General features: G+C 59.8%; 15 protein-coding genes, 1 tRNA gene and 1 pseudogene. 12 read left to right on the top strand and 5 right to left on the bottom strand.

Annotated features, from left to right (window positions below; genetic code table 11):
- Positions 1-8 precede the first annotated feature (8 nt).
- Complete coding sequence (locus tag G5171_RS07715) at positions 9-440, top strand: PAS domain-containing protein (RefSeq protein WP_421251432.1); 432 nt, start codon at positions 9-11, stop codon at positions 438-440.
- 90 nt (positions 441-530) lie between these two features.
- Here G5171_RS07715 and ltaE read toward each other — a convergent pair whose 3' ends face one another.
- The 3 genes from ltaE to G5171_RS07730 form a co-directional block, all read right to left on the bottom strand.
- Positions 531-1,550, bottom strand: coding sequence for a low-specificity L-threonine aldolase (gene ltaE, locus G5171_RS07720; RefSeq protein WP_304520826.1), 1,020 nt, complete (start codon positions 1,548-1,550; stop codon positions 531-533).
- 112 nt (positions 1,551-1,662) lie between these two features.
- Complete coding sequence (locus tag G5171_RS07725; protein WP_304520825.1) at positions 1,663-2,364, bottom strand: short-chain dehydrogenase; 702 nt, start codon at positions 2,362-2,364, stop codon at positions 1,663-1,665.
- An 88-nt stretch (positions 2,365-2,452) separates the two neighbouring features.
- The gene (locus tag G5171_RS07730) at positions 2,453-2,860 is read right to left on the bottom strand and encodes a helix-turn-helix domain-containing protein (protein ID WP_005351138.1); all 408 of its coding nucleotides are present in this window, start codon (positions 2,858-2,860) and stop codon (positions 2,453-2,455) included.
- Positions 2,861-3,007: 147 nt separating this feature from the next.
- Here G5171_RS07730 and G5171_RS07735 point away from each other — a divergent pair, with 147 nt between their 5' ends.
- Positions 3,008-3,907, top strand: a complete 900-nt coding sequence (locus G5171_RS07735) for an aldo/keto reductase (protein WP_304520824.1) — start codon at positions 3,008-3,010, stop codon at positions 3,905-3,907.
- A gap of 71 nt (positions 3,908-3,978) precedes the next feature.
- Here G5171_RS07735 and G5171_RS07740 read toward each other — a convergent pair whose 3' ends face one another.
- Together G5171_RS07740 and G5171_RS07745 are read right to left on the bottom strand one after the other, a co-directional pair.
- Positions 3,979-4,260: an RNA recognition motif domain-containing protein gene (locus G5171_RS07740; RefSeq protein ID WP_005337180.1), complete on the bottom strand. Its 282-nt coding sequence runs from the start codon at positions 4,258-4,260 to the stop codon at positions 3,979-3,981.
- 216 nt (positions 4,261-4,476) lie between these two features.
- Positions 4,477-5,019: a hypothetical protein gene (locus G5171_RS07745; RefSeq protein ID WP_304520823.1), complete on the bottom strand. Its 543-nt coding sequence runs from the start codon at positions 5,017-5,019 to the stop codon at positions 4,477-4,479.
- Between the two features lie 106 nt (positions 5,020-5,125).
- Here G5171_RS07745 and G5171_RS07750 point away from each other — a divergent pair, with 106 nt between their 5' ends.
- The 10 genes and pseudogenes from G5171_RS07750 to G5171_RS07795 all read left to right on the top strand — a co-directional run bounded on the left by G5171_RS07750 (position 5,126) and on the right by G5171_RS07795 (position 13,261).
- Positions 5,126-5,896, top strand: a complete 771-nt coding sequence (locus tag G5171_RS07750) for an amino acid ABC transporter ATP-binding protein (protein WP_127006476.1) — start codon at positions 5,126-5,128, stop codon at positions 5,894-5,896.
- Positions 5,889-6,686: an amino acid ABC transporter permease gene (locus G5171_RS07755; RefSeq protein WP_421260022.1), complete on the top strand. Its 798-nt coding sequence runs from the start codon at positions 5,889-5,891 to the stop codon at positions 6,684-6,686. Before G5171_RS07750 ends, G5171_RS07755 begins: the two co-directional genes overlap by 8 nt.
- Positions 6,687-6,688: 2 nt before the next feature.
- Positions 6,689-7,510: a transporter substrate-binding domain-containing protein gene (locus G5171_RS07760; RefSeq protein WP_421260023.1), complete on the top strand. Its 822-nt coding sequence runs from the start codon at positions 6,689-6,691 to the stop codon at positions 7,508-7,510.
- On the top strand, positions 7,510-8,415 hold the full coding sequence (locus G5171_RS07765) for an amino acid ABC transporter permease (RefSeq protein WP_164537054.1): 906 nt from the start codon (positions 7,510-7,512) through the stop codon (positions 8,413-8,415). Before G5171_RS07760 ends, G5171_RS07765 begins: the two co-directional genes overlap by 1 nt.
- Positions 8,409-9,146, top strand: a complete 738-nt coding sequence (mepA, locus tag G5171_RS07770) for a penicillin-insensitive murein endopeptidase (RefSeq protein WP_005346561.1) — start codon at positions 8,409-8,411, stop codon at positions 9,144-9,146. The genes G5171_RS07765 and mepA overlap by 7 nt, the downstream gene beginning before the upstream one ends.
- Before the next feature lie 76 nt (positions 9,147-9,222).
- Positions 9,223-9,813 carry a LemA family protein gene (locus tag G5171_RS07775; RefSeq protein WP_164537055.1) on the top strand — a complete coding sequence of 197 codons (591 nt, stop codon included), beginning with the start codon at positions 9,223-9,225 and terminating at the stop codon, positions 9,811-9,813.
- Positions 9,810-10,535: a TPM domain-containing protein gene (locus tag G5171_RS07780; RefSeq protein ID WP_421260024.1), complete on the top strand. Its 726-nt coding sequence runs from the start codon at positions 9,810-9,812 to the stop codon at positions 10,533-10,535. The genes G5171_RS07775 and G5171_RS07780 overlap by 4 nt, the downstream gene beginning before the upstream one ends.
- A gap of 20 nt (positions 10,536-10,555) precedes the next feature.
- Positions 10,556-11,173 (top strand): TPM domain-containing protein, encoded by a 618-nt coding sequence (locus tag G5171_RS07785; RefSeq protein WP_164537057.1) that lies wholly within the window; start codon positions 10,556-10,558, stop codon positions 11,171-11,173.
- A 145-nt stretch (positions 11,174-11,318) separates the two neighbouring features.
- Positions 11,319-11,406, top strand: a tRNA-Ser gene (locus G5171_RS07790).
- 565 nt (positions 11,407-11,971) lie between these two features.
- Positions 11,972-13,261, top strand: a pseudogene (locus G5171_RS07795) (IS4 family transposase).
- Positions 13,262-13,328: the final 67 nt, after the last annotated feature.

Here is a 13,328-nt window from a genome sequence, read left to right on the forward strand (position 1 = left end):
GAGTGACTATGGAAATCCGTGAATTTCATTGGCTGATGAACATAGTCCAGAACCTGGACGTAGGCCTGGTGGTGCTCGACAAGGAGTACAAGGTTCAGGTGTGGAACGGCTTTATGGAGAGCCACAGCGGCCGACTGGCCGGTGAAGTACGCGATGGCATGCTGTTCGAGCTCTTTCCCGATGTGGACAGAGCCTGGTTCGAGCGCAAGGCCAACATGGTCTTCAAGCTCAACAACCGCGCCTTCAGCACCTGGGAGCAGAAGCCCTATCTGCTGCGCTTCTCCAACTATCGCCCCATTACCGGCTCGGCCCCCCACATGTTTCAGAACCTGACGCTAGTGCCACTGGCCGATTTCGGTGGTCAGGTAACCCACATTGCGGTGATGATCTACGATGCCACCGATGAGGCCATGCTGATGAGCGGTCAGCGGCAGGCGTGAGCTTGCTGCAAATAACAGAGGGCGCCGCGGCGTCCTCTGTTATTTCGGTATAAACAGGTCTCGGTATAACCTCTACCTCACCAAGCCGTCTCAACGCGCCCCGAGATACTCGGTGAAGGCGTCGATCACCTCTTCAATATCGTCATCGTTGATCTGCAGATGGGTCACCAACCGCAGCTCGCCGTAACCGGAGAAGAGGATCCCCCGCTCTTTCATAAAAGCGAGCAGAGGGGCGGACTCCCCCTCACACAGCCGCAGAAACACCATGTTGCTCTGTACCAGCGAGAGGTCGAGCTCGATGCCCGGCAGTGCAGCCAACCCTTCGGCCAGCCGTTTGGCACGGCGGTGATCATCGGCCAGGCGGGTCACATGCTGCTCGAGGGCAAACAGACCGGCTTGCGCCAGAATGCCCGCCTGACGCATGCCGCCCCCCAGCATCTTGCGCAGTCGGCGCGCACGGGCGATGAAATCATGGCTGCCCACCAGCAGCGAGCCCACCGGAGCCCCCAACCCCTTGGAGAGACAAATCGAGATGCTGTCAAACGGTGCGGCGATCACCGCGACCGGGATCTCGCTGGCCACGGCAGCGTTAAAGAGCCGGGCACCATCAAGATGAAGCTTCAAGCCGCGTTCGGCAACGAATGTCCCCATCTCCTGCAGATAGGAGAGCGGCAGCACCTTGCCATTGTGGGTGTTCTCAAGGCAGATCAGGCGAGTCTGAACGAAGTGGGCATCATCAGGTGCCAGCGCGGCCTTGATATCATCGAAGGCCAGCGTGCCGTCACGCTGCATCGGCAAGGGTTGCAGGGCCACAGAGCCCAGCACGGCACTCCCCTGCGCTTCATAGCGATAGATGTGAGCGGCGTTGCCGAGGATGGCCCCCTCCCCACGCTGACAGTGGCTCATCACCGCCAGCAGGTTAGACATGGTGCCCGATGGCACAAACAGCGCCGCCTGTTTGCCCAGCAATCTGGCCCCATGGGCCTCCAGCGCGTTGACGCCCGGATCTTCACCATAGACATCGTCACCCACTTCGGCGTGGAGCATGGCCTGACGCATGGCATCAGTAGGCTGGGTGACGGTGTCACTTCGTAAATCGATATAGCGCATGAGATCCCTCCTGAAACAGGAGAGTGACGTTAGCCATGCGCCCCTCGCTTGGCAAGGGGCGCATGAGCAGAATGTGAAGCCAATAGGCGTCCGGGGAACCCGCAGGGGGGATTTACCAGGGCAGCGGCTGACCGTTCAGATCCAATAGCTGTCCCGATTGAGTCAATGATAACCCCTTGACGAGATTGAGCAGTTTCACCGCCACCTCGGCAGGATCCAGCAATTGATCCGCAGGCAACTCGCTCAGAAAGGGGGTATTCATTGGGGAGTCCATCAAACCGGGGGCCACCGCCACCACCCCCGCGTGCGGGAAACGCTGCGTCCACTCAAGGGCAAGGGTTTTAACCCCCATGTCGAGGGCCGCCTTGCTCATCCGGTAGCTGTAACGCCCCCCCTCCCGGTTGGCGGTAATGGAGCCAGCCAGATCGGAGATGGCGCAGAGCCACAGCGGATGGTCATTGCCCATCAACCGGCTGAAACGGGCAGCCAGCGCCAGTGTTGGCCAGGCATTGGCCAGCAGGCTGTCGCACAGCCACTTGGGGTGCACCTCTTCGACCCGCCGCTCCGGCATAAAGCTGACATCGTGCAACACGCCGATGGTATTGATCACAACGGTGGGAAGCGGATCGCTATCGTAGAGGGTAAACAAGGCATCGAACGAGATGGCATCGACATCTGGCAGCGGGAAGAAGTCCTCCATCTCGATCCCTTTGGGATAGTTGCGCCCGGCCAGAAGGAAGGACTCCTCCCTTGCCATCAGCTCTCTTGCCAGCGCCGAGCCCAGCGCACCGCTTCCGAGGATCAAGTAGCTCATCGCCCGTTCCATGGATAATTTATCTTGCTTAGAGCGTATCAGAATAATCAACCGGCCGTGACACGACCAAAGGGTAATATGCCCCTCATCACGCTTCCCCCAGATGGCGACCAAACTCCCGCGCCAGCGCCAAGTCGAGAAAACCGTCCGCTTTCTTGTGGGTGCGCAAAAACTGGTAATAGGCGAGCAGGGTGACCAGTGCCTCCTCATCGGGCAGCCCCACCCCGGGTTGCTGCTCGCCCAGCAGTAGCTGCGCCGCTGCCAACGCCTCCCTGTCTACCACTTCCGCCTGACGGTAGAGATAACCGCAGCCGGTTGCCAGCCACTCCAGCGAGCAGTTGGCCCCCATGGCGATCTGGTTGGCCCGCGCCAGGCCAGGCTCGGCTCCCTTCAAATATTTGCGGATCAGCGCTTCACTGAGCCCCACCTTGCGGGCAAACGCGCTCACGCTCATCTCTCCGATCAGGCTCTGCAAGCGCTCGGCAAATCCTTCCATCCAACTCTCTCTCCTACTCTGCGATCAGAACCAAAGTTCGAATCATGCCACTGCCCATTATTGCTTTGCCAGCCACATGAGGCCAAGATGCCCGCAGTCATCTATGTTGCACATCGTTTTCGCATCGTATTTTTCAAGGAGTCAACCATGTCTGTATCCCGTGTCGCCTTGCATCCGCAAGGCCCCACCTTCTCTCGCCTCATCATGGGTTACTGGCGCCTGATGGAGTGGCAGCTCTCTCCGGCCGCTCTGCTCGATCTGATGAAATATCATCTGGATCTGGGGGTCACCACCATCGATCACGCCGATATCTATGGTGGCTACCAGTGCGAAGAGGCCTTTGGTCACGCCCTGCGCCTCGAGCCTTCCATGCGCAGCCGGATGGAGATCGTCACCAAGTGCGGTATCGCCCTCACCGCCAAGCCGGAGCATGCTCTCAACCACTACAACACCGGCAAGGACCATATCATCGCCAGCGCCGAGGCCTCGCTGCGCAAGCTCGGCACCGACCATCTGGACCTGCTGCTGATCCATCGCCCGGATCCCCTGATGAACGCCGATGAAGTGGCCGACGCCTTTATCACCCTGAAACTGGCGGGCAAGATCAAGCACGCCGGGGTATCCAACTTCACCGCCCGTCAGTTCGAGCTACTGCAATCGCGCCTCCCCTTCCCGCTGGTCACCAACCAGCTGGAGATCTCGCCGCTTCATCAGGAAGGGACCCTCGATGGTACCCTGGATCAGTGCCAGCAGCTTGGCATCAAGCCGATGGCCTGGTCATGTCTCGGCGGCGGCCGACTGTTCAGCGATGACGCCTATGCCCCGCTGCGTGCCGAACTGGAGCAGATCCGTCAGGAAGTGGGCGCCCAGACTATCGAGCAGGTGGTCTACGCTTGGGTAATGATGCTGCCAAGCCAGCCGCTGCCATTGATTGGCTCCGGCAAGCGGGAGCGGATTGCTGCCGCCGTAGCCGCCGAATCTGTCGAGCTGAACCGCCAGCAGTGGTTCCGCATCCGCAAGGCGGCGCTCGGTTACGACGTCCCCTGATAACAGCAAAACGTCCAGAAACAAAAACGGCATGGGGGAAACCCATGCCGTTTTTTTATTGCCGAGGCACCTTAGCGGTGGCGCTGTTGCGGGCGACCACGGGGAGCATCTGTCTTCGGTTTGGCCTGGTTGACGGTGATGGTACGGCCACCTACTTCTGTGCCATGCAGACCAGCGATGGCCTTTTCGGCATCACCATTGACCGGCATTTCAATAAAACCAAACCCCTTTGACTGGCCGGTATCGCGGTCGATGATGATATCAACCTTGTCGACCTGTCCAAACTGGCTGAACAGGGTTTTCAGTTCGTCGGCCGTCATCCGGTACGACAGATTTCCTACGTAAATCTTCATGCCATCCACTCTCGATTCAAGGTGCCTTCTCTATGCAATTCCCAGCATAACGGTAAGGGCACAACCCCTATGCCGGACCTGCCATGGCTTCATGCCGTGGCCTTCTCCACACTGTCGTCAAGTGATTGATCTCTTGGGTTAACAGTGCAGACAAGATCAATTCGAGTCACTGGCAGTATCTGAGCTTTGCCGAGAATTGTCGAGAAAATAGTCGACTCAGGCCGATTGCAGATCTGACAACCGTTGCGCCAGCCTCCGGCGACCGTGCCAGGCCCGTTTAAAGCCGAAGCGATAGACCGACGGGCTCACCAGATGGAGCTCCCCCGCCTTGAGATCCAGTAAGGCTATGGCCGCCGCCAGCTCCTCTTCACTCAGTTGCAGATCGAGGCTGAAGTCGAGCCACTGGCCGTCGTGACCCACTCGCCGCTCCCGTTCGAGCGCCACCAGCTGGCTGCGGGGCAGCGCCAGCGCCTCATCCTTGTTGCCATTGAGCAGATAGATATGCTGTTCATCCCACCCCAGCTCCGCCAGTCGCCAGGGCTGCCAGCTGCGGGGCAGCGACACCATGATCCCGGTGATACCACCAAAGACCACGCCCACCCAGTTGAGCAGCGCCATGGCGCCCCAGCCATCCCACAAGGAGGCTGCCACCACGCCCCAACTCACCAGCAACAACAGAAAAATGACGCAGCGATAGCGAACCGCTGGCGGCATCAACAGCTGCACCTGCGAATCGGCAAGCAAGGATGTAATACGCATGAAAAGCTCCTGTCATCACGAAATGGCGCCATTGTGAATAGCCATCAGGATGCTGACAAGGGGGTTTTCTTTGTCATCCCCCTATAAAATCAATACCATGGCGTAAATGATTCTCAGTGGAACCCGCTTCTTGACCAGCTCGCAACCCTGTGTGCGCTTTTGTGGCGTCGACAAATTCTATGGCGACTTTCAGGCTCTTCATCACATCGATCTCACCATTGAACGGGGAGAGAAGTGGGTTATCTGTGGCCCGTCAGGCTCGGGAAAATCGACCCTGATCCGCACCATCAACGGGCTGGAGGGGATCGATGGCGGCCAGCTGTTCCTGTTTGGCGAGCCGGTGACCCCTTCCTACCTGCGCCGCCTGCAAGGTCGGGTTGGCATGGTGTTTCAGCAGTTCAACCTCTTCCCCCATATGACGGTGCTGGAGAACCTGATGGTGGCGCCGGTGCATACCTTGGGGTTGCGCCCTCAGGAGGCCAAAGCCCGGGCGCTCGGGCTGCTCGAGCGGGTGCGCATTCAGGCACAGGCCGACAAGTACCCACACCAGCTCTCCGGCGGCCAGCAGCAGCGGGTCGCCATCGCCCGCTCCCTCTGCATGCAACCCGAGCTGATGCTGTTTGACGAGCCCACCTCCGCCCTCGACCCCGAGATGATCCGCGAAGTGCTCGATGTGATCCGCGAGCTGGCTGACGAGGGGATGACCCTGATCTGCGTTACTCACGAGATGGGCTTTGCCCGTCAGGTGGCGGATCGGGTGCTCTTTATGGATGAGGGGAAGATCATCGAGTCAGCCCCGCCCGCCCAGCTGTTCAACGCCCCCCGGCATCCGCGCACCCGGGCCTTCCTCGAACAGGTGCTCAGCTATCATGGCTAGGCTCATACGCCCCCGCCTGCTCGGCTGGTTGTCAGGCACTGTGATGCTCTCTGCGCTACTGGGCTGGGCGCTCTATAGCGGCGCTCGCCAGATGGGCTATGAATGGCAGTGGCCGCGGGTGTTGCCTTTTCTCGGCGAATGGGATGAGGGAACCTTTTATTCCGGCCCCTTGCTAAACGGCCTGCTGGTCACTTTGCAGGTGGCGCTGCTCAGTCTGTTGGGCACGATGGCGGTCGGTGTGTGCGTGGTCAGCCTGCGGTTGCTTCCCTCCCGGCTCGGCCCCTGGCTCGCCATCGCCTATCTGGCGCTGGTGCGCACCACGCCCCAGCTGGTGCAGCTCTATATTCTCTATTTCTTGCTGGGCCCCATGCTGGGATTGGCCCCCCTTGCCTGCGCCGTGTTGAGCCTCTCCCTCTATCAGGGGGCCTTCACCGCCGAAGTGCTGCGTGCAGGTGTACAGGCCATTCCCAAAGGACAGTGGGAGGCAGCCCAGTCGCTTGGCTTGTCACGGGCCATCACCCTGCGTAAGGTGATCCTGCCCCAGCTGGTGCGCATCACCTTGCCGCCGCTGACCAACGAGCTGGTCTCCCTTATCAAACATTCGGCGCTGGTGAGTGTGATCGCCATCTTCGATCTGACCAACGAAGGGCGTACTCTGGTTGCCGATACGTTTCTGACCTTTGAGGTGTGGTTTACCGTGGCCGCCCTCTATTTGCTGTTAACCCTGACGCTGTCAGCCTGTTCGCGGGCGCTGGCCCTTCACCTGAATCCGGATCAACAAGGACGCTAACCATGAATCTGTCATTCAAGACCACCCTGTCGGGCGCAGCCCTGCTGCTGGCAAGCCTGCTCACTCCGGCACTGGCAGAAACAACCCCATCCGACACCCATGCGCAGATCGAGCAGAGCGGTACCCTGCGGGTCGGCATGTCCACCTTCGCCCCCTGGGCGATGCGCGACAAGCAGGGGGCGCTAATCGGTTTTGAGATTGACGTGGCCCGTCGCCTCGCCACAGATAACGGCTGGCAGGTAGAGTTCGTGCCTACCGCCTGGGATGGCATCATCCCCTCCCTGTTGGCGAAAAAATATGACGTCATCATCGGCGGCCTCACCATCACCCCCGAGCGGGAGAAGAGCGTGCGCTTCACCCAGGCCTACTCCCATTCGGGGGTGCAGCTGGCCGCCTCCAGCACCATGGCCAAAGAGAAGAAAACCGTGGAGGACTTCAACCAGCGCGGGGTGATCCTGGCGGTACGTCGTGGCGCCTCACCGGTACAGGTGGCAAAAGAACACTTCCCCAAGGCCACCCTGCGCCAGTTTGATGACGAGTCACAGGTATTTCAGGAGGTGCTGAACGGCCGCGCCCACGGCGCCCTCTCCTCTTCCCCGAAACCCGAGCAAGAGGCACTACGTCACCCGGATGCCCTCTTTATGCCGTTTGCCGAGCCGTTGGCACAAGGCGATGAAGGCTTTGCCCTGCGCAAGGGGGATGATGCCCTGGCTGAACAGTTCAACGAGTGGATCGCCGCCCGCCAGGCCGATGGCTGGCTCAAGGCGCGTCATGACTACTGGTTCAAGTCGCTGGCGTGGGAAGCACAGGTCGCTAAACCCTGATGCTGATTGCTCTAAAAGAGACCATCCGGCGCATCGTCCGTGGGGCATGTCGGAACATCAACTGGCTGGATGGGGCGATCGCCCTGATCCTGCTGCAGGCAGGCCTCTGGCTGGCCAGCCGCCTGCACATCGGGGTGGCCTATCAGTGGCGCTGGCATGAAGCCTTCGACCTGCTGTTCACCCCAGGCCCTCACGGCGAGTTGCCCTACTTTTTCAGCGGTCTGCTCACCACCTTGCGCATTGCCCTGCTCGGCATGGTACTGGCGCTGCTGCTCGGCACTGCGCTGGGGGTAGCCGCCTTCAGCCGCCGCCCCTGGCTGGTGATGCCCGCGACCCTGTTTATCCAGCTGATCCGCAATCTGCCGCCGCTGGTCTTTATCTTCATCTTCTACTTCTTTATCGCCAACCAGCTGCTGCCTGCGAGCGGCCTCTCCCGCTGGCTCGGCACCGTATCGCTCTCCCCGTGGCAAGAGGCGCTGTTTGGCCCACCAGCCCGCTGGGAGAACCTCATCTCAGGCACCCTCTGCGTTGGCATGATCAGCGCAGCCTTCGTCGCCGAGATCGTCCGCGCCGGGCTGGCTGCCATCCCCCGTGGCCAGTGGGAGGCGGCGCAGAGCCTCGGGCTCTCCCCCTGGGTGCGGCTGCGCCATGTGATCCTGCCGCAGGCCATGCTGCTGATGTTGCCCCCCCTCACCGGTCAGCTCATCGCGCTGGTGAAGGATACCGCCATCGTTTCCCTTATCTCGGTGCAGGAGCTCACCTTCGTCGGCACCGAGATGGCCAACTCCAGCGGACTGGTCTACGAGATCTGGCTGCTGGTGGCCGCGGCCTATTTATTGATATGTTTGAGTCTGTTCGTATTGCTGAGCCGACTCGAAGCAAGACAAGGAGCACGCAGATGCTGACGTCCCTGTTGCTGGCGACCGTATTGCAAGCGGAAGCCATCGGCGGTTATGCCGCCGGTTGCCTGAAAAACGGTGTATCTCTGCCCCTCGAAGGGCCGGGTTATCAGGTGATCCGCACCAAGCGGCTACGCTACTACGGCCACCCCGACCTTATCCACTACCTGCAAGCGCTGGCCAACCAGACCCGCATGGCCGGGCTGCCGGATCTCTACATCGCCGATCTGGCGATGGCCCGAGGCGGCCCCTTTACCTCCGGCCATCGAAGCCATCAGACCGGACTCGATGCCGATATCTGGTTTCGCATGGCCAACCGCCCCATCAGCAAGTGGGAGCAGGATGCCCCCAAGGAGTGGGCGCTGATCGACGAACCCAGCTACAAGATGTTGCCGGGCCGCTTTGGCCCACAGCAACTCACCCTGCTGCGGCTGGCGGCCAGCAAACCCGAGGTCGCCCGCATCTTTGTCAATCCGGTGATCAAATCCGCGGTCTGCCAGCAGGCTGGTAACGAGCCCTGGGTCGCCAAACTGCGCCCCTGGGTGGGCCACTTCAGCCACTTCCACGTACGGCTGCGCTGCCCGGTAGGCAGCCCCGATTGCGAACCACAGGCCCCCATTCCGCCCGGCAACGGCTGCGGGGAAGAGCTGTCCTCCTGGCTCAAGGACAAGCCCCAACTGCCCAAGGTCTCCGGCATTAACAAACCACCAATACTTCCTGCGCGTTGTCGCAACTGACCCCAAGCTGGTATGGTGATGCACTATTCGCAAGGCGCTATACGTTCCATTCAAAATTGCATAGGAGAACAACAAGATGGCCACATCACTCTGGCGCAGAACCGCGCAGAGCCTGTTGACCCTGACCCTGCTGCTCAGCCTGACCGGCTGCGGCATGAACAACATTCCGACCCTGGATGAGCAGGTCAAGGCGAGCTGGGGACAGGTGGAGAACCAGTATCAGCGCCGCGCCGATCTCATCCCCAATCTGGTCGCCACAGTCAAGGGCTACGCCAGCCATGAGCAGGAGACCCTAAAGGCGGTCACCGATGCCCGTGCCCGGGTCGGCAGCGTGCAGGTGAGCGATCCTGCCCAGCTCAAGGAGTTTGAAGCGGCGCAGAACCAGCTCTCCAGCGCCCTCTCCCGCCTGATGGTGGTGGTAGAGCGCTACCCCGAGCTGAAAGCGGATCAGCAGTTCCTTGCCCTGCAGGCCCAACTGGAAGGAACCGAGAACCGCATCTCGGTGGCTCGTCGCGACTATATCGAGGCGGTACGCCAGTTCAATACCGAGATCCGCACTTTCCCCGGCGTTATCTGGTCCAAGCTGCTCTACTCGGATCTGGAGGCCAAACCCAGTTTCAGTGCCAAACCCGGTGCCGATGAGGCGCCCAAGGTCAGCTTCCAATGAAGATGATGCTGCGCTGGTTTCTTCCCTGTCTGCTGCTCTGGGCCAGTGCCCTGCAAGCGGCACCGGACTTCCCGACGCTGAGCGGACGGGTAGTGGATGAAGCCAGTCTGATGTCCCGCAAACAGGCCCATCAACTGACCCAACAGCTGGCCGCCTTTGAAAAGCGCAGTGGTATCCAGCTGGTGGTGGTCTCTGTCGATAGCCTCGATGGGGAGACTATCGAGGAGTACGGCTACCAGCTCGGTCGCCACTGGGGGATCGGCCAGAAAGGCAAAAACAATGGCGTGTTGTTGCTGATCGCCCAGGATGAGCGCAAGGTGCGGATCGAGGTGGGATATGGGCTGGAAGGCGCCCTGCCCGACGCCATCGCCGCCAACATCATCCATGGCCGCATCCTGCCCGCCTTCAAGCGCGGCGATATGGTGGCCGGGATCATGGCGGGCAGCCAGAGCATCATGAAGGCACTCGCCGGAGAATATCAGCCGGTCGAGCAGCCAAAGAGTGACAACGGTGGCGGCCCCTGGCTGTTTATTCTGGTGGTGATTGCGATGATCGTGCTCCACAACCTGCGCGGCGGTGGTGGCGGTGGGCCAGGAGGACGACGTCGGTCGGCCTATATGGCTGGTGGATTGGGTGTCGGCTCCTTTGGTGGTCGCTCCGGCGGCGGATTCAGCGGTAGCGGCGGCAGTTTTGGCGGCGGCGGAGCCTCCGGTGGCTGGTAACAGGAGTAAAGAGACAAATCATGATATCTAAACAGTTCTTCCACACGCTTCAGGCAAAGGTGCGCGAAGCGGAGCTAGAGACTGATGCTGAACTGGTCACCGTGCTGGCCCCGGCCAGCGATGGCTATCGCTACATTCCCACCCTCTGGGCGGCGCTGCTGGCGATGCTCACGCCGCTGCTGGTGTTCCAGCTCGGCTTCTGGCTAGGCTGGTACGAAATCCTGCTGGTGCAGTGGTCGGTCTGGCTGCTGCTGAGCCTGCTGTTCCACTGGACCCCCATCAAGATGCGGCTCATCCCGAAGAAGGTTTGCCAGCACCGGGCTGCGCTGATGGCTCGCCTGCAATTTGTCGAGCAGGGGCTGCACCGCACCCGCGACCGGCTCGGGGTGCTGATCTTCGTCTCGGCCGCCGAGCACTATGTAGAAATACTGGTGGATGACGGCATCGCCCAGCATATCGACAACGGCCAGTGGCAGGAGATCATCGACGACTTCGTGGCGCGCGTGCGCAACAAGGAGATCGAACAGGGTTTTCTGGAGTGCGTGGAGCGCGTTAGCGCCATTCTGACCGACGCCTTCCCGGCCACCCGGGATCAAAACGAGCTGCCGGACAGTCTGATCATCCTCGATAAGCCCTGATCCGGTTTAAAAAACCGGCATTCTGCGCAAGGGTTAAGCATTCGGAAAAGATTATGAAAAATAAGGGGAAAAGAGGTTGACCCACACAGTCCTTTCCCCTAAATTACGCCCCGTTCCAGCGTAACAGCGCAGCGAACGAAAATTTGGTGAGGTGTCCGAGTGGCTGAAGGAGCACGCCTGGAAAGTGTGTATACGGCAACGTATCGAGGGTTCGAATCCCTCCCTCACCGCCAAATTTAAAAAAACCGACCTCATGGTCGGTTTTTTGCTTTCCGGAAAAACAAATACCGGACAAGTATTGCAGCGACAAGAACAGGTGGACGCTCTCGCCAGGCCCTCGCCTCTATGAGCAACACCACTCCAACTCGACGGCTCAATCCAATAGACCCCGGCACATCCCATTCAACAACGGGTGGGAGATGAACTTGCTCATCGCCGCCAGTATCATTCGTCGGCATTCGCCCTTCTTCTGCTGAAGGGAGAAACCTCATCCAGAACGCCCCTTAGAGCAACAGTAGGGCACTACAAGTCGCGTCGGTGGCCACACCCACACTTCTTCTTATCACTCCATATGACCACGGCCAGGCTGTCACCGCGTATCGCGCCGTTATGACAGCAGGAAGGATAACTAAAAGGCGTGGTACCTTTTTACTCTCATCTACGGCTCACTGCGTCCTTACAACCTGGCGTGCTTACAAAAAAAGGCCGCTCAATGAGCTAATGCCGATCAGTTAAGGATCTGATCGATCATTCTGCTGTGTAAAAATCCAGAACATGTTGATTGGTTTCGGATTTTTTATGCATATAGCTCAAGTTTCCGACTTCCTCTACGCCAGCAATGCCGCTCAGTTCGAGTCACTCTCAGACCTCATTCCTCCCGAGCTCATCACAACGCAGCTCGCCGAAGAGGATGTCGCCACCCTGCGTCATCGCCGTATGCCAATGGAGCGTCTGGTACGGATCATCATCGGCATGGCGATCTTCCGCCGCATCCCCATGACCCAGCTAGTCAATCAGCTCGATATCCTTTTGCCCGGCAACCGCCCTTTCGTTGCCCCCAGCGCTTTCCTGCAAGCTCGCCAAAAACTGGGGGACAAGATTATCGAACGGCTGTTTCACGAAACCGCATCGCGCTGGCACCAGCAGACCCCCCGCTTGGGCCACTCGCCGTCGATGGTGTGGTGCTACCCCGAACAATGCCGCTGTCTTTACCAAACCTGGCACGCGGCATGGCGAGACTGCCTATCCGCAAGTAGGCATGCTCTGCCAGATGGGGCTCACCAGCCACCTGCTTGTACAAGCGGTCATAGAGAGCTGCGGCGTCAACGAGATAGTACTGGCCAAGCAACTCATCGCGCACACCGGACCACTCGCTCACCCTGTTCGACAAGGGGTTCTGCGCCCTCGACTGCTCCACGCATGGCAAACAACCGGCAGCGAACAGCACTTGGTTGCTGCCACTCAAAAAGGGCTCCCAATAAGCGGTGGTACGCAAGCAGGAGGTCAGAATGCTCTGGTGCATCTCAAAACCAGTCCACAGGCGAGGAGGAAGTGCCCGCAACTGGCTGGCATGGTGGCAGCGTGCTTGCTGACCCGCCACATCAATGGCAAGGAGCGGCAAGTGCTGACCTCGATGGTCGACCCGATGCGTTTCCCGGGCGCCGACATTGTCGAGCTCTATAGCCAGCGTAGGGAAATCGAGTTGGGCTGTCGGGAGATGAAGCACAGCCTGCAACAACATCGGCTGACCCTGCCTGGCAAAAAGGCGGCGGGGATACAGCAATAACGGTGGGGCGTGTTGCTGGCGTACAACCTGCTGCGCACCAGATGGTGATGATGGCGGCGAGTTTGAACGAATACACGGCGAACCAGCGGAGTTTTCACATGGCGTCGATGTCACTCATCCATGAACTGAGCTGCATACCGTACCTGTCACCGGGGCGTCTCCCGAAGCGGATGACAGAGCTGGAGAAGCAGGCAGTTTGTGCTGCAGGCATGACGGGAGCGGAGTTACCCCGCAGTGTGAAGCCAAGACCAGAGAAGTATGGAGTTAAAAAATCCAATAAAAACAATGTCACTCAGGCTTAACTGACTGGCATTAGCGACCACATGGTCGCCTTCTTTATTGATTCGGCTAGAGGAACAACATCAGATA

Origin of the sequence: Aeromonas sp. 600774 (assembly GCF_049175075.1) — a bacterium.
Lineage (GTDB): Bacteria > Pseudomonadota > Gammaproteobacteria > Enterobacterales > Aeromonadaceae > Aeromonas > Aeromonas veronii_A.

What these genes read in the sequence shown, in the direction of transcription:
- G5171_RS07715 (WP_421251432.1), top strand. Translation starts at nt 9, where the DNA reads ATGGAAATCCGTGAATTTCATTGGCTGATGAACATAGTCCAGAACCTG.
- ltaE (WP_304520826.1), bottom strand. Translation starts at nt 1,550, where the DNA reads ATGCGCTATATCGATTTACGAAGTGACACCGTCACCCAGCCTACTGAT.
- G5171_RS07725 (WP_304520825.1), bottom strand. Translation starts at nt 2,364, where the DNA reads ATGAGCTACTTGATCCTCGGAAGCGGTGCGCTGGGCTCGGCGCTGGCA.
- G5171_RS07730 (WP_005351138.1), bottom strand. Translation starts at nt 2,860, where the DNA reads ATGGAAGGATTTGCCGAGCGCTTGCAGAGCCTGATCGGAGAGATGAGC.
- G5171_RS07735 (WP_304520824.1), top strand. Translation starts at nt 3,008, where the DNA reads ATGTCTGTATCCCGTGTCGCCTTGCATCCGCAAGGCCCCACCTTCTCT.
- G5171_RS07740 (WP_005337180.1), bottom strand. Translation starts at nt 4,260, where the DNA reads ATGAAGATTTACGTAGGAAATCTGTCGTACCGGATGACGGCCGACGAA.
- G5171_RS07745 (WP_304520823.1), bottom strand. Translation starts at nt 5,019, where the DNA reads ATGCGTATTACATCCTTGCTTGCCGATTCGCAGGTGCAGCTGTTGATG.
- G5171_RS07750 (WP_127006476.1), top strand. Translation starts at nt 5,126, where the DNA reads ATGATTCTCAGTGGAACCCGCTTCTTGACCAGCTCGCAACCCTGTGTG.
- G5171_RS07755 (WP_421260022.1), top strand. Translation starts at nt 5,889, where the DNA reads ATGGCTAGGCTCATACGCCCCCGCCTGCTCGGCTGGTTGTCAGGCACT.
- G5171_RS07760 (WP_421260023.1), top strand. Translation starts at nt 6,689, where the DNA reads ATGAATCTGTCATTCAAGACCACCCTGTCGGGCGCAGCCCTGCTGCTG.
- G5171_RS07765 (WP_164537054.1), top strand. Translation starts at nt 7,510, where the DNA reads ATGCTGATTGCTCTAAAAGAGACCATCCGGCGCATCGTCCGTGGGGCA.
- mepA (WP_005346561.1), top strand. Translation starts at nt 8,409, where the DNA reads ATGCTGACGTCCCTGTTGCTGGCGACCGTATTGCAAGCGGAAGCCATC.
- G5171_RS07775 (WP_164537055.1), top strand. Translation starts at nt 9,223, where the DNA reads ATGGCCACATCACTCTGGCGCAGAACCGCGCAGAGCCTGTTGACCCTG.
- G5171_RS07780 (WP_421260024.1), top strand. Translation starts at nt 9,810, where the DNA reads ATGAAGATGATGCTGCGCTGGTTTCTTCCCTGTCTGCTGCTCTGGGCC.
- G5171_RS07785 (WP_164537057.1), top strand. Translation starts at nt 10,556, where the DNA reads ATGATATCTAAACAGTTCTTCCACACGCTTCAGGCAAAGGTGCGCGAA.